This is a genomic window from Tundrisphaera lichenicola (assembly GCF_051175385.1).
In the GTDB taxonomy this organism is placed as follows: Bacteria; Planctomycetota; Planctomycetia; order Isosphaerales; family Isosphaeraceae; genus Tundrisphaera; species Tundrisphaera lichenicola.
Genome location: NZ_CP195106.1, coordinates 1,473,175 through 1,492,860 on the forward strand (window position 1 = coordinate 1,473,175; position 19,686 = coordinate 1,492,860).

General features: G+C 66.2%; 12 protein-coding genes and 1 pseudogene. 11 read left to right on the forward strand and 2 right to left on the reverse strand.

Annotation, left to right across the window (positions count from 1 at the left end; genetic code table 11):
- Window positions 1-2: 2 nt before the first annotated feature.
- From P12x_RS05795 to P12x_RS05835, 9 genes are all read left to right on the forward strand, one after another.
- Window positions 3-974, forward strand: a complete 972-nt coding sequence (locus tag P12x_RS05795; protein ID WP_435009941.1) for a TlpA family protein disulfide reductase — start codon at window positions 3-5, stop codon at window positions 972-974.
- Between the two features lie 171 nt (window positions 975-1,145).
- Window positions 1,146-4,490, forward strand: coding sequence for a PVC-type heme-binding CxxCH protein (locus P12x_RS05800; protein ID WP_435009942.1), 3,345 nt, complete (start codon window positions 1,146-1,148; stop codon window positions 4,488-4,490).
- 26 nt (window positions 4,491-4,516) lie between these two features.
- Window positions 4,517-5,728 carry an 8-amino-7-oxononanoate synthase gene (gene bioF / locus P12x_RS05805; RefSeq protein WP_435009943.1) on the forward strand — a complete coding sequence of 404 codons (1,212 nt, stop codon included), beginning with the start codon at window positions 4,517-4,519 and terminating at the stop codon, window positions 5,726-5,728.
- 62 nt (window positions 5,729-5,790) lie between these two features.
- Window positions 5,791-8,241, forward strand: coding sequence for a bifunctional serine/threonine-protein kinase/formylglycine-generating enzyme family protein (locus P12x_RS05810; RefSeq protein WP_435009944.1), 2,451 nt, complete (start codon window positions 5,791-5,793; stop codon window positions 8,239-8,241).
- 86 nt (window positions 8,242-8,327) lie between these two features.
- Window positions 8,328-12,731 (forward strand): caspase family protein, encoded by a 4,404-nt coding sequence (locus P12x_RS05815; RefSeq protein WP_435009945.1) that lies wholly within the window; start codon window positions 8,328-8,330, stop codon window positions 12,729-12,731.
- 266 nt (window positions 12,732-12,997) lie between these two features.
- A complete protein-coding gene (locus P12x_RS05820; protein WP_435009946.1) occupies window positions 12,998-13,447 on the forward strand; it encodes an Hsp20/alpha crystallin family protein in 450 nt (149 codons plus the stop codon).
- A gap of 35 nt (window positions 13,448-13,482) precedes the next feature.
- The gene (locus tag P12x_RS05825; RefSeq protein WP_435009947.1) at window positions 13,483-13,914 is read left to right on the forward strand and encodes an Hsp20/alpha crystallin family protein; all 432 of its coding nucleotides are present in this window, start codon (window positions 13,483-13,485) and stop codon (window positions 13,912-13,914) included.
- 126 nt (window positions 13,915-14,040) lie between these two features.
- Window positions 14,041-14,517: an Hsp20/alpha crystallin family protein gene (locus P12x_RS05830; RefSeq protein WP_435009948.1), complete on the forward strand. Its 477-nt coding sequence runs from the start codon at window positions 14,041-14,043 to the stop codon at window positions 14,515-14,517.
- Between the two features lie 240 nt (window positions 14,518-14,757).
- Window positions 14,758-14,943: a hypothetical protein gene (locus P12x_RS05835; protein WP_435009949.1), complete on the forward strand. Its 186-nt coding sequence runs from the start codon at window positions 14,758-14,760 to the stop codon at window positions 14,941-14,943.
- 29 nt (window positions 14,944-14,972) lie between these two features.
- On the opposite strand, the pseudogene P12x_RS05840 reads toward P12x_RS05835, so the two are convergent.
- Window positions 14,973-15,919: pseudogene (locus tag P12x_RS05840) on the reverse strand (IS1595 family transposase).
- A gap of 435 nt (window positions 15,920-16,354) precedes the next feature.
- Here P12x_RS05840 and P12x_RS05845 point away from each other — a divergent pair.
- The gene (locus P12x_RS05845) at window positions 16,355-17,119 is read left to right on the forward strand and encodes a hypothetical protein (RefSeq protein WP_435009950.1); all 765 of its coding nucleotides are present in this window, start codon (window positions 16,355-16,357) and stop codon (window positions 17,117-17,119) included.
- Window positions 17,116-18,108, forward strand: a complete 993-nt coding sequence (locus P12x_RS05850; protein WP_435009951.1) for a hypothetical protein — start codon at window positions 17,116-17,118, stop codon at window positions 18,106-18,108. Before P12x_RS05845 ends, P12x_RS05850 begins: the two co-directional genes overlap by 4 nt.
- 33 nt (window positions 18,109-18,141) lie before the next feature.
- Here the strand turns inward: P12x_RS05850 and cobA are convergent, their stop codons facing one another.
- Entirely contained in the window at window positions 18,142-19,665 is a 1,524-nt protein-coding gene (gene cobA / locus P12x_RS05855) for a uroporphyrinogen-III C-methyltransferase (RefSeq protein WP_435009952.1), read from the reverse strand.
- Window positions 19,666-19,686 lie beyond the last annotated feature (21 nt).

Genomic DNA, 19,686 nt, shown 5'->3' on the forward strand with positions numbered 1-19,686 from the left:
GCATGATGGCGAGAGTCTCGACGATCGGACTGATCTGGGCCTCGATTCTCCTCGTTTCGGCCGACTCGGCGAGTGCGGACGAGCCGAAGACCGTCGGCGAGATCCAGTCGGTCCACGACAAGGCGCTGATCGGCGACCTGGTCACCTATCTTTCGAAGAATCCCAAGGCCGATGACATCGATCAGGCCTACATGAAGATCTTCGACAAGGTCATCGAGCACGACTGGTTCGCCGACAATGAGGCCGTCGCCCGGAAGTACCTCGCCGAGCATCCCGAAGGTCCGGTCAAGTCGCTGGCTCAGATCGTCGGCACGATGGCCCGCGCCCAGGCCGGGAAATACCAGGAGGCCCTGGCGATCTTCGACGACCTGATGAGCGGGCTGGGGGGGGCCGAGCAGGAGGAGTTCGCGGCCCAATTCGCCGACACCCTGGCCACCTCGGCCCTGACGGCCGGCGAGAATGAAGTGGCCCGTCGGGTCTATCTTTCGCTCCTCCGGAAGTACGGGGGCGAAAGCCCCAACCTGGCCCAGCGGATCAAGGATGAGATCGCGCGGATCGATCGGGTTGGCACCTCGGCGCCGAGCGTCACGGTCCGCGACCTGGTCGGAGCGACGGTCCGCCTCGATGATTATCGGGGTAAATATGTCCTGGTGGATTTCTGGGCCACCTGGTGCGCCCCGTGCGTGATAGAACTGCCGCGCTTGCAGGCCGCTTACGCGAAATATCAGGGCAAGGGATTCGAGATCGTCTCGGTGAGCCTCGACGAGACCCCGACGGCCGTCCTCGACTTCGTGAAGGCCCGCAAGCTCCCGTGGAGGCAGGTCCACAACGCCACCGCCGACGGCGACCTGGTCGAGGCCTTCGGCGTCAAGAACATCCCCGCCACGTTCCTGATCGACCCCGGCGGGAAGATCATCCGCCTGGAACTCCGAGGCCCCGCGCTCGACAAGGCGCTGGAGACCTTGATCCGTTGACCGTCACCGGCTGGTTCATCGAGTGGCGTCATCGCGCTCTCTGTCCAACCTCTTTCCTATGACATTGCATTCGGCACTGTTCGTCCGCTACCCTGAAGGCTGTCGTCAGGCCGCCCATGGGATACGGTAGGGGGGCCGCTCACGCCCCTTTCGCCGAAGCGGGATCAACCGATGCACCGATGGATCATCCGGGCGGCCCTGGCCGCTTTCGCCCTCTCGTCGATTTCCAGCCTCCCGGCCCGGGCCGAGGACGAGCTGTACAAGCCGCAGGTCGCGGGAGCCTCGCCCGAGGCGGCCCAGGCGATCCAGTCGATCCGACTGGCCCCGGGGCTGAAGATCGAGCTGTTCGCCGCCGAGCCCCTGCTGGCCAACCCGGTCGCGTTCTGCATCGATGACCACGGCCGGTTCTTCGTCGCCGAGACATTCCGCCTCCATGCGGGGGTCACGGACAACCGGAGCCACATGAACTGGCTCGACGCCGACATGGCCAGCCGGACCGTCGCCGACCGCGTGGCGATGTACGAGAAGTTCCTCAGCCCCGAGGATTTCAAGGATTATCAGGTCGAGCACGAGCGGGTCCGGCGGGTCGTCGACGCCGACGGCGACGGCAAGGCCGACACCTCGACCGTCTTCGCCGACGGGTTCAAGGAGGCCGCCGACGGGATCGGCGCCGGGCTCCTGGCCCGCAAGGGGGACGTCTACTACACCTGCATACCCGACCTCTGGAAGCTCCGCGACACCGACGGCGACGGCAAGTCCGACGTCAAGGATTCGCTCAGCACCGGCTACGGGGTCCATGTCGCGTTCTTGGGCCACGACCTCCACGGGCTCCAACTCGGGCCCGATGGCCGACTCTACTTCTCGATCGGCGACCGCGGGCTCAACGTCACCAACAAGGAAGGCGTCCATCTGTTCGCCCCGGACACCGGGTCGGTCCTCCGTTGCGAGCCCGACGGCTCGAACCTGGAGATCTTCGCCTCTGGGCTCCGGAACCCCCAGGAACTCGCCTTCGACAACTTCGGGAACCTGTTCACCGGCGATAACAACTCCGACGGCGGCGACAAGGCCCGATGGGTCCACGTCGTCGAGGCGGGCGATAGCGGCTGGAGGATGGGCTATCAGTACCTCGACTTCCCGACCTCGCGAGGCCCCTGGAATGCCGAGAAGCTCTGGTATCCCCGATGGGAAGGCCAGGCGGCCTACATCGTCCCGCCGATCTTGAACATCTCCGACGGACCCTCCGGCCTGGCCCACGACCCGGGGACCGGCCTCCCCGAACAATATCGCGACCACTTCTTCCTCGCCGATTTCCGGGGAGGTGCCGGCTCCAGCGGTATCCGGTCGTTCGCCAACAAGCCCAAGGGGGCTTCGTTCGAGCTGGTCGACGCCGAGCAGTTCGCCTGGTCGGTCCTGGCGACGGACGTGGATTTCGGACCCGATGGCGCGGTCTATGTCTCGGACTGGGTCAATGGCTGGAACAAGACCGGCAAGGGCCGGATCTGGAAGATCACCGGGGCCAAGGCCGATCCCCGATCGGCCGAGGTCAAGTCGCTGATCGCCGAGGGGATGGAGCACCGGCCCGTCGACGAGCTGGCGGAGCTCCTCGGGCACGACGACCAGCGCATTCGCCAGGAAGCCCAGTTCGAACTGGCCGGGCGGTCGATCGCCGACCCGGAAGGGAAGGGTGGGGCGTTAGCAACCCTGAGAAAGGTCGCCGCCTCGGGGGCTTCGACCCTGGCCCGGGTCCATGCGATCTGGGGCCTCGGCCAGGTCGATCGGAAGACCCCGGTCAATCTCGCGGTCCTCGGCGATCTGGCCCGGGATCAAGATCCCGAGATCCGCGCCCAGGTGGCCCGGGTGATCGGCGACATCCCGCCCGCTCGGCTCGATGACCAGGCCGAGTTGACCATGGGGCCGCTCCTCCTGCCGCTCGTGTCCGATGAGAATGTTCGGGTCCGGTATTTCGCCGCGATCGCGATCGGCAAGCAGTCCGTCCTGGAAGGCGTCAAGCCCCTGCTGGACCTCCTCCGATCCAATGACGACCAGGACCCCACGCTCCGCCACGCCGCCGTGATGGGCCTGGTCGGGATCGCCGATCTCGCGGGCCTGAAGCTCGCCGATTCCGACCCCTCTCCCGCCGTCCGACGCGGGGTGGTTGTAGCCCTCCGTCGGCTGGCCCGGCCCGAGGTCTCCTCCTTCCTGGAGGACAAGGACCCCGGGATCGCCACCGAGGCCGGACTGGCGATCTACGAAGCCCCCATCCCCGAAGCCCTCCCCGCGCTCGCCAAACTGGCCGAGAAGCCGGGACTGACCGAGGCCCTGAGTCGTCGGTCGATCAATGCGGCCAACCGGGTCGGTCGTCCCGAGGATGCCTCGGCCCTGGCCTCGGTCGCAACCCGACCCGAAGCCTCGAAGAACCTCCGGGTCGAGGCGCTCAGCATTCTCGCCACCTGGGCCAAGCCCTCGGGCCGCGACCGGATTAACGGGCTTTGGCGACCAATCGAGGTCCGAGACCCCAAGGTCGCCGCCGACGCGCTCCGCCCGGTGGTCGACCGTCTGCTCGTCGGAGGTCCCGACGAGGTCCGACGCGAGGCGATCCAGGCGGTCGCGGAACTGGGCATTCGCGAGGCTGGTCCAACCCTGCTCACCCTCGTTGTCGAGGGCAAGGCCAGGAGCGCGGTCCGGGTCGATGCGATCCAGGCCCTGGAGAAGCTGAACGACCCGAGGCTGAATCAGGCCGTCGAGGCCGCGGTCGCCTCGGACGACGGGCGGGTCCGTTCGGAAGGACTCCGGCTGCTCGCCCGGCTCGACCCGGCCCGGGCGATCCCCATCATGGCGAACGTGATGGAGACCGGCTCGGCCCAGGAGAAGCAGAAGGCCCTGGAAGTCCTCGGCTCGTCCGACCGCCCCGAGGCCGACGCGATCCTGGCGAAAGCCCTCGATCGTCAGGTTGCGAAGGGGGACAACGCGATCGAGCTGGAACTGATCGACGCCGCCTCGAAGCGGAAGTCGTCCGAGGTCGCCGAGCGGCTGGCTCGTCTGGAGCAGTCGTTGCCCAAGGATGGCCCGCTCGCCGGTTATCATGCGGCCCTGGAAGGGGGCGATCGCGCCCGGGGCCGGAAGATCTATCAGGACAATACCGCCGTCTATTGCGTCCGATGCCACAAGGTGAGGGGGGAGGGGGGTGAGGTCGGCCCCGAGCTCACCGGCATCGGGACCAAGCACCCGAGGACGTATCTCCTGGAATCGATCGTCGCGCCCAACCAGGCCATCGCCGAGGGTTTCGAGTCTGTGGTCGTGGCCAAGACCGACGGGACGGTCGTCACCGGGGTCCTCAAGTCGGAAGACGACAAGACCCTCCGCCTGATGACCGCCGAGGCCAAATTGATCGAGATCCCCAAGGCAGAAATCGAGGAACGCAAGCGAGGGGGCTCGGCCATGCCGGAGGATCTCTACAAGAAGTTGAGCAAGTCGGAACTCCGCGACCTCGTGGAGTTCCTGGCGGGCCTGAAATAAGGCGAGATCATTCGTCTCCTCTTACCATGATCGACCCTCTCGCCTGGATTGATGAGGAGTCACGAGCCTGGTCCCGGAAGGGGCTGGAGCGGCGTTTGATCGCGCTCGGGGGATCGACCCCGGGGCACGTCGATCGGCAGGGCCGATCGCTGGTCAACTTCGCCTCGAACGACTATCTGGGGCTGGCCAGCGACCCTCGGGTGATCGAGGCGGCGACCCTCGCCGCCTCCCGATTCGGCTGGGGTGCGGGGGCCTCGCCGCTGGTCTCGGGGTGGCGCGAGCCCCACGAGGCGCTGGTCGAGGCCCTGTCCCGGTTCGAAGGCTCCGAGGCCGTCGCGCTCTTCCCTTCGGGATACGCGGCGAATCTCGGGACGATCGCCGCCCTGGTCGGGTCGGGGGACGCGGTCTATTCGGACCGGCTCAACCATGCCAGCCTGATCGACGGGGCACGACTCTCCGGGGCGAGGCTCCGGGTCTATCCGCACAACGATTCGAACCGCCTGGAGTCGATTCTCGGACGGGATCGAGGTCGATTCCGCCGCTCCCTGATCGCCACCGATGGTGTGTTCAGCATGGATGGCGACCTCGCCCCGCTGGGCGACCTGGCGGACCTGGCCGGTCGGTTCGGGGCGATGTTCCTGGTGGATGAGGCCCACGGGACCGGAGTCTACGGCGCCGAGGGGAGGGGATCCTGCGAGGCCCTGGGTGTGGAAGGGCGTGTCGATCTGAAGGTCGGGACGCTTTCGAAAGCCCTGGGGTCGGCGGGCGGTTTCGTGGCCGGGTCGAGTCGCCTGATCGGATGGCTGGTGAACCACGCCCGGACGATGATCTACTCGACGAACATGCCCCCCCCGGTCGCCTCGGCGGCCCTTCGGGCCCTGGAGATCGCCCGAGAGGAGACCTGGCGGAGAACTCGCGTGCTAGACTTGGCGAAGCGGCTTCGAGGGGCCGTTCCCGGGGCGGGACGGGGTGGCCCGATCGTCCCGGTGGTCCTCGGAGACCCGGCTCGCGCGGTCGAGATGGCTAATTGGCTCCTCGAAAGGGGCCTGATGATCCCGGCGATCCGGCCCCCGACCGTCCCCGAAGGCACCGCACGACTCCGAGTGAGCTTGACCGCGGCCCACGATGGGGACGATCTCGACCGATTGCTCGACGCCTTCGGGGAAGCCGGCCTCATTTCCGCGCCGGGAGTTGGATCGTCGGACTGGCGACTTAACGGGCCGTCGGATAAGCCGTAGGATGGGGGGCGCGGAATGGTCCGAACCTCCTACGACTTCAGGCCTGCTTCGGGGGAAAGTCGATGAAGCCTTCGCCCGACGAACCCCAGGAAGCCGAACCCCCGATGACCCGGGCGTTCCAGCCGGACGACGAGGATGCCCCCTCGAATTTCGGGCCTGGTGATTCCGAGGGGACGCTCGAAGACGATACCCGACGGATGGAACAGTCCTCGGGGGCCTCGGCGCTCGGTTCGGGCCCGGGCGGCAGCTCTTTCGGCTCGTGGACGGGGGGGACCTCGCTTCGAGGGGTCTCCGGGCGGATCGCTCCCGGGCAGGTTCTCTATTCGAAGTACCACGTCATCAGGAAGCTGGGCGGCGGGGCGATGGGCGACGTCTGGCTGGTCCGCCACGTCGCGATGGACGACCTCCATGCCCTCAAGCTGATCGTCTCCAACATCGCCTCGAACGACGTCGCGCTCCGGCGATTCCAGCGCGAATTCAAGGTGATGGCCTCGCTGAAGCATCATCACGCCGTCCAGATCTACGACGCGGCCATCGACGACGATGGCGGTTACATCGACATGGAATATGTCGATGGCCGGACCATCCACGAGATCCTGGCCTCGGCCCGGACGAGCCCCGATTATGACCCATCGAAACCGCTGATGCCCCTCGGATGGATCGTCCGGTTCCTGGACCAGCTGACCGACGTCCTCCAGGAAGCCCACGAGAAAGGGATCGTCCACCGCGACCTCAAGCCCAGCAACCTGATGCTCCTGGACGGCCGGAAGCCGGGCCGCGAATCGCTGAAGGTCCTGGACTTCGGGATCGCCAAGATCCGCGACGACCCCGACAACGCGGCCAACATGACGTTGACGCAAGGGTTCATCGGGACGCCCTCCTACGGGAGTCCCGAGCAGGCGATGAATCGTCAGGACCTCGACGGCCGGTCCGATATCTACTCGGTCGGGGTGATCCTCTACGAGATGGTCACCGGGAAACTCCCGTTCAAGGGGGTTCATTTCCAGGTCATGCATCAGCATGCCTCGGTCCCACCCCCCCCGTTCCACGAGGCCAACCCGGAACTTCGCCCCCTCCCCGAGCTGGAGCACGCGATCTTCCGGTCCCTCTCCAAGGATCGCGACCAGAGGCAACAGACCGCCCGCGAGCTATTCGACGAGGTCCTGGAGGCGATCGAGGCCATCCAGGGACCGACCGGCACGGCGCCGCCCGACTCGGCCTGGGCCCTACCCAGGAAGCCCCCCTCGGCCGCCTCGTTCGCCGACCTCAAGACCGAACACGACAGCGGATCGCCGAGCTTCGCGACAGGTCCTCAGACGCTCACGAGCCACCCGACCCATCCCACATCGGCCAAGACTCCCGCCGACTCTCCCTCGACCTTCGGCGGCGAGGTCCAGACCTCCGGGCCGCCACGAGCGTTCCTGATCGGCTCGGCCATCCTCGGCCTGGCCCTGCTCATCTTGTTGTTCGTCTACTTCAGGCCACCGGTGGTCGAGAAGCGTTCCGATAGGGATAAGGTCGAGCTGCCCCCCCCGATCCGCCCGGTTGCCCTGCCCGAAGGGTACAGCGCGCCGAAGCCGGTCCTCAAGGACCAGGCGGGATATCCCGAGCGGCTCATCCGGGAGTCGGACGACGTCGAGTTCAGCCGGTTCGCCCCGGGCATCTACCTCCCCCGAGGTTACACGCCGGTCGACCCGAAGGACCTCGTCGACGGCTGGCCTCGTCTCATCACGCGCGACAATGATCCCACCTACACCCGGCTCGTCCGGATCGAGGGAAATCGGGATTGGACCATGGGGGCCTGGGATGCCACCGACGCCACGGGGCCGCAGGCCCAGAACGACACCCCGGCGCATCGGGTTCTCCTCCGTTCCGGCTTCTACATCCAGGAGACCGAGGTCACCAACGCCCAGTTCGAAGCGTTTCTCGAACTGACCTCGAGGGTAGGGCCATCGGGATGGGATCAGGCCCGACAGAGGATCGGAGGGGCCGAGGCCGCCTCGCATCCCGCCGTCCAGATCCCCAGGAAAATGGCGATCGCTTACGCCCGATACGCTTCCGGGATGCTACCCACCGAGGCCCAGTGGGAATATGCCGCCAGGTCGCGCGGGATGCTGAAGCGCTTCGTCTGGGGCGACTCCCCGTATCCGAGCCGCGACGTCGCCCGGATTGACGCCGCCGATTCGCTATCAACGTTCCCGGTCGGCTCCTTCTCGAAGACCGATATCACCGAGGAGGGCCTGCTCGACATGCTCGGCAACGTCAAGGAAATGTGCCGGGATGCCTGGAAGCCCTATCAGAAGCGTGACGTTGTGCAGGTCGATCCCTGCGAGGTGGCGGAGGATAGCTCCGGAGTCGAGTACGTGATCCGGGGCGGTGATTTCAACGAGATCCCCGATAACTGCAAGACCACCAATCGCGACACCAAGCGACGGGACGAGGAATGCGCCGCGGGTAATATCGGGTTTCGATTGGTCGTCGAGTGCCCCGACGCCCGGCCTCCCTCGCGTTGAAAACTGTCACCGTCGGTCCGGGGTGTCGTATTTTTATCCAGGTGCGAAAAGCCCCGGACCTCGGACCCCGATGGCGGTCGAACCCCATGAGACGTTACACGTCGACGATCTGCGCCTGGTTGGGACTGATCGGATCGCTCCACCTGATCGGGCCGGTTGAGGCCGGGGCGGCCGACGCCCGGAAGGTCTGGGCGGTCGTGATCGGGATCAACAACTACGCCGATACCCTGATCCCCCGATGCACCGGGTCGGTCCGCGATGCCCGGCTGGTCGCCGACTGGGTGGCCGGGACCGCTGGCTGGGGCGAGGCCGGGCTCCTGAGGATGGACGACCTGGGACGGCCGACCCACGGCCAGGCGAAGGAGAGGATGACCGACCTCCTGCCGACCCGCGAGAACCTCGATTGGGCCGTCACCGAATGGCTGGGCGAGCGGGTCCGTCCCGATGACGTGGTGCTGATCTATTTCGCGGGCCAGTCGACCGCCCGGCCTCCCCGTGGGGGAGCCCCTGCCGGCCGGGCCTACCTCCTGCCGATCGACGCCCGGGCCGCCGACGTCGACGGGACCGGCTGGTCGCTCGACGACGCGCTCGACCGAGGCGGGATCGCCCGGAAGGCCCGGGTCGTGATCTGGCTCGATAGCTCGCTCCGGGGTCGGGGCGATCGCGGGATGAACCTGGAAGCGGGCTCGCCTTCGAGCCTCGACTGGCTCCGGGCGCTCAGCCGGTGGGAGGGAGTGACCGCCTGGCTGGCCGCCGATGGGACGAGGGCCGCCGAGGACGGGGCCTTCGTCCGCGCGATCCGCGAGGCGATGGGACAGCCCTCCCGGGCCCACAACCTGATTGGATGCCTGGATGCCCTGAATCGGGACAAGATCCTGGTCGATCGAGGCTTCCGTGCGATGGGCGGCGTCGGACCGACGGTCTCGCTCTGGACCGGGGCGGCCAGGATTGTCGAGCAGGCCCAGCCCGAGCTGATCGTCCAGTCCGGGCACGGTGATCGAGTGACCTCGATCCTGATCTCCGCCGACAACTCGCGGATCATCTCCGCGAGCATGGACTCGACGGTCCGAGTCTGGAAGCTCGGCGAGCGTTACCCGGCGATGGTCCGGGTCCTGACCGACCCGTTCATCGGGGTCAGGACGCTCGCGATCGACCGTGACGCTCGGCTCCTGCTGGCCGGCGACGGGTCGGGCGGGATTGTCGGATGGGACATGGCCGAGGATCGCCCCCGGCCTATCTACGGACCGCCCGAACATGAGGAGGCCGTCGCTTCGCTCTGCTTCCTGCCCGAGAGCCTCCGATTCCTCTCGCTCGATGAGGGCGGCCGGTCGGTCCTCTGGGATGGAACCGGGGGGTCGATCCGAAAGGTCCGAAACTTCTCCGACGAGTCGATTTCCCGGATCGTCGCCGCGAGCCGGCCCGAACCCGGAGCACCGTCGGTCGTTGCCTCGATCGTCTCCCCCGATGGCGGGCCCGACTTCTTCCTCGTCTTCGATGCGGAGGGTTTGGCGGCGGCGAGGCTCGATGGGCCGGGCGGGCGGATCACCGCGCTCGAACTCTCCGACGACGGCAAGCGACTGGTCGTCGGCGACGATCGAGGGCGGGTCATGGTCCTGGGATTACCGGGTCGATCGGTCGAGTTCGATCGGACTTTCGAGGGGCCGATCCGGTTGGCCCGGCTATCAAAGTTGGGCATGCTCCTGGTGAGCGACCAACGATCGCTCCGGCTGGTCGAGACCAGGCCCGGCGGAGCCGACCTGACCATGACCGATGCCGAGGAGCACCCGGTCCCGGGCCGGATCGAGCGAGCCGTCTTTTCCGAGGATGGCAAATGGCTGGCGGCCTGCACGCCGATCGAAGGTCGAATCCTGGCCTGGAGTCTGGACGATCCGGCCCGGCCCGGCCCGGTCACGCTGCCCGATCACGGCTCGATCGGCCTGACTCCCGCCTTCTCGCCGGACGGAAAGGCCCTGGTCGTCGGTCAGGCGGATGGCGGGATTCGCGCCTGGGTGCTCTCCGAGGCTCCTCCGCGAGCCACGCTCCTGGCGAGGGTCAACCCGGCCCGAGGGAAGGTCGCCGCGTTGAGCCCGTCGCCATCGGGGAAGTTCCTCCTGGAGATCACCAAGGACGATCTTGCCCTGATCTGGGACCTGGAGGATGGCCGGGGCTGCAAGCCGCTCCCGGGATCATGGACTTCCGGCGCATTCCTGCCGGACGAGTCGAAACTGATCCTGACGAACCGCCCCGACCGAGGGGGCGACCTCGTCCTCTTCGATCGCTCGACCGGCTCGGCGACCTCCACCTCCTTCGCCCGACCGGTGGACGTGGCCGGTCAACCTTCCACGGCGGCGTTCGGGCGAGTGGTGGTCTCGAAGTCGGGCCGGTGGGCGGCGGCGGCATCGCACGAGTCGCAGCTTCCCCTGGCCTGCGTCTGGGAAGTCGCGACCGGTCGGCTGATCCACACCGCCAGGGTCCACGATGGCGGGCTGACCTCGCTGGACTTCTCGGGCGACGAGGCCTACTTGTTGACCGCCTCCGAGGACGGGACCGCGAAGCTCTGGCCCCTGGCGGATCCGGCGACCGATCTCCGATCCTCGACCACCTTCTTCAGCATCGACGACGATTCTCCGGCCTTCACCGTGGCACGGGTCAGCCCGACGGATCCTCAGCGGGTGGCCACCGGCACGCGCGGGGGGATGGTCTCGCTCTGGAAGTGGGAGAAGGGGCGAGCACGGCCCGAGCATCAGGGCGACCCGTTCCCGCTCAATGGCGAGGTCAACGCCCTGACCTTCTCGCCCGATGGTCGGTGGCTGGCCGCCTCGGCCTCCCGGGATAAATCGGTTCGATTCTGGGACATCTCGAGAGTCGGGAGGCCCCGGCCGGTCGCCTTCAACCCACGGGTCCACCATAACGAGCAGATCGGGGCCCTCGCGGGCTGGCCGATCGGTTCGATGATCGTCAGCGGAGGCGATGATGCCGCGCTCCGGTTCTGGGACCTGAACGACCGGACGCTCCAGGGGACCTTGATCGCTCAGTCCCGGAACCCCCTGACCCTCGACTGGCTGGCCTACACGCCCGACGGCCGATTCGACGGTTCGATGCCCGGCGAGTCGATGGTCAAGTGGCGAGTCGGTGAAAGAATCGTCACGCTCCAGCAGACCGAGGACACCCACTATGCCTTCCGGGTCGCCGCCTCGATCGCCGGCGGTGAGAAACCGGAGCAACCGACCGAGCTGAAGGCCGAAGGGCCCTCCTTGAAGATCTTCGCCCCGCCCACCGAGCCGGGAGTCACGCCTCGCGAGGTCGAATTGACGCTCTGGACGGATGTCCCCCGCCCATCCGGCCTGCGCCTCTATCAGAACGGCGTGCCGATCCGGGGCGAGGGTGACTTCGAGCCCGGCGAGACCCCCCACTTCGCCCGGACCAAGGTCGTGCTCCGTAAAGGGGAAAATCAGCTCTACGCGATGGCCTCCCGTCCCGGTTCGTCCGACGGAAAGTCGGAAGCTTTGACGATTCTCTACGACGGTCCCGAGCCCGCCGGCCGGCTTCATACGCTCGCCCTGGGCATCAGCAACTACAAGAACCGGGCCTTGAAATACGCCCACCTGGACGCGTCGGGGATCGCCGACTTCCTGAAGGCTCAGGGGGTCCGCAACGCCGATCGTCCCGGAGAGCGGATCGTCCTGATCGACGACCAAGTGACCGAACCGGAGATCGAGAAGGCATTCCGACGGCTCCGCGATGCCGTCCGGGGCCATCCCGAGGATACCGTGGTCCTCTTCCTGGCCGGGCACACCGACACCGACGAGGCCGCGAACCAGTTCTGCCTGCTCTTGCCCCGGTTCCCCTTCCCGGTCGGGCCCCCGGCGATCGCGAACGTCGTCGCTCGAGGGAACGGTGTGGGCGTCCGAGGGAACGTGGGCGACGCCCAGGGTGGGGTCAAGGTGGGAGATCCCCAGGTCCTGCCCTACGTGATCCTGTACAACCGCCTGGCCCGGCTCGAGGCGCTCCAGCGGCTCGTCATCGTCGACGCCTGCCAGGCGGGCGCAATCCTCGACGACCCGGCCGTCGCCCGGGTCCGGAAGAATGTCGAGTGGGGCTCGCGGAAGGCCCGGAACTCGTACCTCCTGGCCGCTCGTCGGGGCGAGCCGGCCAACGAGGTCGACGCCCTGGAACACGGGCTGCTGACTTACACCCTGCTCCGTGGCATGGGGGCGGACCACCTCAAGCCGATCCCCGCCGACCTCGGTGGGTTCCCCGGCCCGATCTCGGCCGATCTCAACCTCGACGGCCTGGTCTCCTCCGATGAACTGGTCTCCTTCACCGACGAGGCACTCCCGAGGCTGGCCCGAATGTTCCCCCAAGTTGTCATCCGAGCCGGAGGCGCGGTCGGTCTGTCGCCGACGGCTTCGAACTCTCCCGAGTTGGAGAGCCGACTCCGGATCCAATCCGACGACGACTCATTCCCGCTTGTCGTCCTGCCAAAATGAAGGGTGATGTCATTTTGGCAGGGCATCGAGAATTTTCAGTCGGATCTTCGGGTTTCTGCCAAATTGGCATCTCGACCGGGGTCGTCCGTGAGGATCGAATTATTTCTATCTGGTGCAGGACGCTCTAAGATTTGAGCTGGAAATGGCTTGTGCGTTTGTATTGGTCTGCCATTTCGGCCAACTTGGTGATTGGTACGTCTTGTGCTTCTTTCCCATTTCGAGCCCATGATCGTCACGATCAATCACTGGGAAGAAGGGGTTGAAGCATGAGCGGAGTGAATTGGCAGAGACATTGGGACCCATTCCGAGATTTTCAACGGGAAGTAGGTCGCCTCTTCGAGAGCCTCGAACCGACGCATCACTGGCGGGTTGTCCAGGGCGTCCCGCCCATCAACCTTTATGACGCCGGAGAGTTTTATACCCTGACCGCGCAGTTGCCGGGCGTCGGTCCCGAAGAGGTCGACCTCTCGATCACGGGGGAGACCTTGACGATTCGGGGCGATCGAAAGCGCCCGGAAGGGGTCGCGGAAGAGAGCTTCCGCAGGCAGGAACGGCAGTTCGGCCGATGGACGAGGACCCTGACCTTGCCCGATCGGGTGGACGGGGCCAAGGTCTCGGCCACCTTCGCCCACGGCGTCCTGACCGTCACGCTGCCCAAGGCCGAGGACTCTCGCCCTCGACAGATCAGCGTGACCCCGGCCGCATCCGGCGTCTGAACCATCGGGATTCCATCAACCAAGGAGACTCGACGATGAACCAGGAAAATGGGACGATCTCGGTACCGATCGGCCGGAACCCGGCCATCGGCGACGATCCGAAGGGGCTTCACCCCGCAGTGCCGGGCGGGTCGACCACCTATCACACGCCGCCGATCGACATCCATGAAGGGCCCGAGGGCCTGGTCCTGGAAGCCGACCTGCCGGGAGTCTCCGAAGGACAGGTCTCGATCCAGTTGGAGGATAACGTCCTCAGCCTGCACGCTCGGGTCGGGACCCCAGCGCCCGAAGGGGCCAGGGTCGTTCACGAAGAATACCGGCCGGGCGACTTCTATCGGTCGTTCATCCTGAGCGATGAAGTCGAGCGGTCCCGGATCTCGGCCGAGATGAAGAACGGGGTCCTCCGGCTGAACCTCCCCAAGGCCGAGCGAGCCAAGACCCGGCGGATCGAGATCAAGACTTCGTGAGCCAAGCCGAATGACTCGGGGGAGCCCGAGGCCCGTCCCATCGTCGGAGACCGGCCGGACTTCCCCGATCGATCGCATCCCCACACCCTCTCTCGGCGGCCCCAGAAGGCCCCAGGACCGACACTCATGATGCGCCCCGGAACCTGGCGGAGGGAACTGACGGTCCCCCTCCAATCGCTCCAGAGCGAGTTGAATCGCCTCTTCGAAGAATACTGGCAGCCGGGCTCGGGAGTCTCGAGCCCGTCGAGCCCGACCGATATGGCCGAGGCCTCGTGGATCCCATCCATCGACCTCTTCGAAACTCCCTCGGAGATCGTCCTGAAAGTCGACCTCCCCGGGGTCGATCCCGCCTCGATTGACCTCTCGCTGACGGGCAATGTACTCACGCTCCGAGGAGAGAAGCCGGCGCCCGAAGTCCCGGAGGGTCATAACCGGGTCCGCGAGCGGTCTCTCGGCTCGTTCCATCGGCAGATCACCTTGACCGAGGCCGTCGACTTCGACCGGGTGCTCGCCGAATCAAAGAACGGCGTCCTGTCCGTCCGGCTCCCCAAGCAGGAAGCGGCCCGGCCCCGGACCATCCCGATCCAGCCCGCGGTCGGTTGATTCGCGGGGGCAAACGGGGGGCACTATTCGTGGATTTCGTCCTTCCCGATCGCGGGATGCCTCGACCTCCCGGATCGTACCCGCGAGTTTGCGGCGATCCTGAAATCCGGATTCGCGAACTTTCAACCCCCCGTTTGATCAAGTCGGGGCATTCTCGAGGTCCCCCCTCTCCCACCCTTCTCGGGTGTGATAAGCTGGGTTGTATTGGGGATCTCAATGCCGGCCGGAGCGAGCATTTCGATGGAGACCGAGAAGCTACTCTGCTACGGAGCGATGGGCATCGCGGGCCTGGTGGCCGTGCTCTTCCTCCTGGATATCGTGGTGAAGATCTTCGGCGGCCAGAGCCTCGTGCTGGACATCATGTTCATCGTGGGTGCCGTGTTCGTCCTCTGGCAAGGGTTCGAGACCTCTCGCGAGCTTCGTTGAGCTTCGAGCATTCACGTATTTCGAAAGGCTCATGATGGATTCCGGGGTGGTGCCAGCAATTGGCCGATCAGGGCACCCAGTAGCCGCTTTCCTCTCGCCCGGATGTTGTGCACGAACTCGAAGAAACCCAGGTACAGCGGTAGGCTCTCCTGGGGGATTCCTCGGTGAGGCCGCAGCCACGAGCGGAGCAGCGACCAGAACCCTTCGAGCGTGTTGACATGGACCTCGCAGAAGCCATCGCCATCGTCGTCCCGGGCGAACTCGCCCGCCCCGTGGCAGACCGTCTTGTGGCCATAACCCCACTCCACCAGGCGGCCATAGATGTCGTATTCATCGGTGTAGACCAACGTCCCCTTGGCGATCATCCGATCGATCAGGGGCTTGATGGTCACCTGCTGGACGTTCTCCAGCATCCGGATCACGACCTCGCCTCCACGCTGCAACATCCCGAAGATCGGCGGCTTCTCCTTGGCCAGGGTGCCCCGACCTCGCTCGCCTCTCAGGCGTCGCCTTCGGGGGAGGCGGCCTTTTTTTTGACCGCCTCGGGATGACCCTTATGTCCGGCCACCACATAGACTTCGTCGCACTCGACCTCCCCCTCCAGCACGACCGGAGGACAACGGTCGACCATCCCCTGTCGGAGTCGCTGGATCATGGCCCGGGCATCATCCTTGTTGATGTCGAGTTCCTGGGCGATCTGCAATCCCGAGAGGTTCAGCCCCATCAGATAGAGGCAGGCGATCCAGGTCCTCAGCGGCAGGTGATGGCCGGCGAAGATGGTGTCGGTGAGGTCGTCGAAGCGTCGGCGGCAGCCCCGGCACTCGTAGCGTTGACGGAGTGGCTGAGTGTCGTCCTTGCCGTTCTTGATGACCGAGTCCCAGGAGCACTTGGGACAGGTCACGCCGTCAGGCCACCGCATGTCCCGGATGGTGTCGAAGCACTTGGCGTCGTCGAAGAGATCCTGGATGTTGACCATCGTGCGACGCCTCGGGGCGGGGAAGTCGGGATCAGCGGGGCGGACAGATCGCCCGACCGAGGAGACCGATTGTATCCACTGAGTGGCCCTTGCGGACCACCACCCCGGAATCCATCATGAGCCTTTCGAAATAGACGAGGTTGACCTGGCGAAGAGATGGAGAGCCCTCACTCCTCCCCACGAGACCTCGCCATGAACCAACAGTCTGTTCCACCCTCGAATCGCAGAAAACGATGGTTCGTCTCGATCGGTGGATTTTTTGCCCTCGTCGTTGGGGGCCTTGCGTGGACTAATCACGAGGGCCCGCCTCGCACAATAGAACGTCCTGATCCCAACGGTTATGACGATTTGGATAGAGCCGGTCAACTCATCAAAGGACTATGGCCCAACCAGGGGAAGTTCGACGAGGCCGACATCGAGGAAGTTCGGAGTTTTGTGGAGTCCAATCGGCCTGCGCTCGATCAGGCCCGAGTCGGGCTGAGTCGCGAGTCGGTCGTCCCCGTCGCGCATTCCTCGGATTGGCTCGCCCAGCACATGGACTCCGTTTCCGGGATCCGATCGGTCGCCCGACTGCTCGGCGGTGAATCCCTGGTTTATCGGACTGACGGTCGGTACGCCGAGGCGTCGAGAAGTCTCCTCGATGAGATGTCCCTGGGGCAGGCCATGACTCAGGGCGGCATGGGGATCGACGTGACGATGGGGTGGGTCGTCCAGAAGCTGGCGCTCCGAGACCTCCAGAACCTCAAGGATCGACTCCCGAGCGGTTCGATCGTCCCCATGATCAAGGAACTGGAAGCTCTCGACCGGAGACGTGTCTCCCTCGACGATGTCGTGGCGAACTGGTCTTCGTGGTATCGGGGCTCGAACAATCTCGGCGTGAGGGCGATGTATCGCCTGAGCGGCATCGAGAAAAAGGCACGCACCGGCGAGCAGTCGATGGCGAAGCCCATTCGAGATCAGGTCGAGCGGAGTTTCCGATTCACCCTGGTGGATTTCGCCATCCACGCTTTTCACCAGGATCGAAACGCCTGGCCCCTATCGCTCGATGACTTGGTGCCCGAGTATCTCGCCTCGGTTCCGATCGACTCGGGTACGGGCCGGTCGATCGATTATCCGCGGAACCAATCGGGCGAGTTGACCGACGACCTCTCGGCGATCGCGAGGCCTGATGGTGCGGTCGCGTCCGGGCCTCCCCGATGAGCGAGACTCCCCCCCAACGTCGAGGCTGGTGGGCCGGGACCGTTCTGATGATTCTCGCGTCGATCGTGATCGTCGCCGGTATTCTGATCGCGTGGGATTCTACCCCGACCCCTCGACTTCCCATCCCCAACGGTTATGACGACCTGACCCGGGCCGGTACGATCATCAAGGGGGATTGGCCCGATCGAGGAGACATCGATCAGACCGATCCCGGTATCTTGGCCGAGTTGGTGGCGATCAACCGCCCCGCGCTGGATCTCGTGAAGGTCGGCCTGGGTCGCGGGATCCTCGCGCATTTCTCGGACGACCAGGGGGGGATCGCCGCCCAGATCGAAGCCTGGAATCACCTGAAACAGGTCGACCGGCTCCTGACCGCCCAGGGCCTGGTCGCCGAGTCGGGCGGGCGGTTCGAGGATGCCTCCCGGAGCTACCTCGAACTGATGAGGCTGGGACAGGCCACAACCCAGGGAGAGATGTACACCGGGGCCCAGCTCGGCTGGTACTTCCAGAAGAATGCCTCGGCTCGGCTCCGGAGGCTCTGCGACCGTCTCTCGAATGATCGTTGCCGGTCGATCCTCCGGGAACTCGACGCGCTCGATCACAGACGAGTGAACGCCGATGCAATCGTGGATCGGTGGGCTCGATGGTATCAAGGGGCGTTCCACCCGGCGGCTCGCCTGATGCTCCGGGCGAATGGGGCCGAGGCCACCGAACGATCCACCCAGCGATTCCAGGCGACGAAGTCTCACCACGAGGCCGCGAGAACCCTCCGATTCCTGATGGCCGAGATCGCGATCCACCTCGCCCATCGGGAGACCGGCACCTGGCCGCGATCCCTCCAGGACTTGGTCCCCACCTATCTCTCTTCGGTTCCGATCGACCCCGAAACCGGAAATCCGATCACCTATCCCGCCAGTACCTCGGGAGAGTTGACCGACGAACTCGGATCGGTCCCTAGCCCCGATGGCGAGGTCGCCCCTCCCCCCTGAGCCGGGTTGTCTTCATCCGCTTGAACGACGCGATCAGGTCGCTTTGGTCACCCGTCCCACGATCGCCTCGACCAGCCCATCCCAGGTAAATTCGGCCGCTTCGGCGGCGACCGGCCAACCGAGCCGGGCGACGGCCGAGGACGTGACCGGGCTCAGGCTCGCCAGCCGGATCTCTTGACCAATCCGGGCTCGGGCTGATTCGGGCAAGAGGCCGTGTAGCCGTTCGGCGATCGCGGAACTGGTCAGGGTGATCCAGTCGACCGAGCCGGAATCGATCCGGGACAGGACTTCCGGGGGGATCGACCCGGCATCGACGTTCCGGTAGACCGCAACCTGTTCGACGTGTGCGACACTCCCCAGCTCATCCTTGAGGATCGTCCGGCCGCGATCCGCGCGGGCGAGGAGGACCCTCCGGCCGGTCACGAGCGGGAGCATCGCTTGGGCCATCGCCTCGGATCGATAGGAATCGGGGATCAGGTCGGCCTTCAGCCGGAACCTCGCCAGGGCCTCGCCCGTCGATGGCCCGATCGCCGCGAGCTTCAGGTGGCCCAGCGCCCGGAGGTCGCGGCCCCTGGCTTCGAGGCGGTTCAGGAAATGGCGAACCCCGTTGCCGGAGGTGAACGCCAGCCAGTCGAACGATTCGAGTCGTTCGATCGCGTCGTCCAGCGGCCCGAAGTCCTCCAGCGGGAGGATCTCCACGGTCGGGGCGACGAGGACCTCGGCCCCCAGGGCTTCGAGGACTTCGCTCGAACGGTCGGCCTCGTCGACCGGCCGGGTGATGACGACCCTCTGGCCGAACAGGGGAAGTTCCTCGAACCAGGCCAGGGCGGGCCTTCGGGTTACCACATCTCCCACCACCAGCAGGGCCGGGGGGCCGATCCCGGCCTCGATCGCGAGGTCGGGCAGGTCCGCGAGCGTCCCGACGACGGTCCGCTGATTGGGCAAGGTCCCCGACTGGATCATCGAGGCCGGGGTCTCGGGCGACTTCCCCTCGCGAATCAGGGTCCGGCAGAGGGACCGGAGCCGGGTCACTCCCATGTAGACGACCAGGGTCCCGGGGAATCGGGCCAGGGCGGGCCAGTCGAGCCGGCCGGGTGTTTCGGGGTCATCATGCCCCGTGACGAAGGCCACCGCCGAGGAGGCGTCGCGGTGGGTCACGGGCACGCCCGCGTAGCAGGTTGCGCCCAGGGCGGCGGTCACGCCCGGGACGATCCGGAACGGGATCCCGGAGACCCGGAGGTGCTCGGCCTCCTCGGCCCCCCGGCCGAAGACGAAGGGGTCGCCCCCCTTGAGCCGGACCACCCGTCGGCCGAGCCGGGCGTGCTCGACCAGCACGTCGTTGATTTCGTCCTGGGAGAGCGTGCAATGCCCGATCGACTTGCCCGCGGAGATCCGGAGGGCTCCGGGCGGGGCCAGGTCGAGCAGTCGGAGGCTGGCCAGGTGGTCATAGACGACCACCTCGGCGCGGCTCAAGGCCTCGCGACCCCGGAGCGTCAGCAGGCCCGGGTCTCCCGGACCTGCCCCCACGAGGTGAACCATCCCGACCGAGACGCCCATCGTCTGCCCACCCCTCGCTTC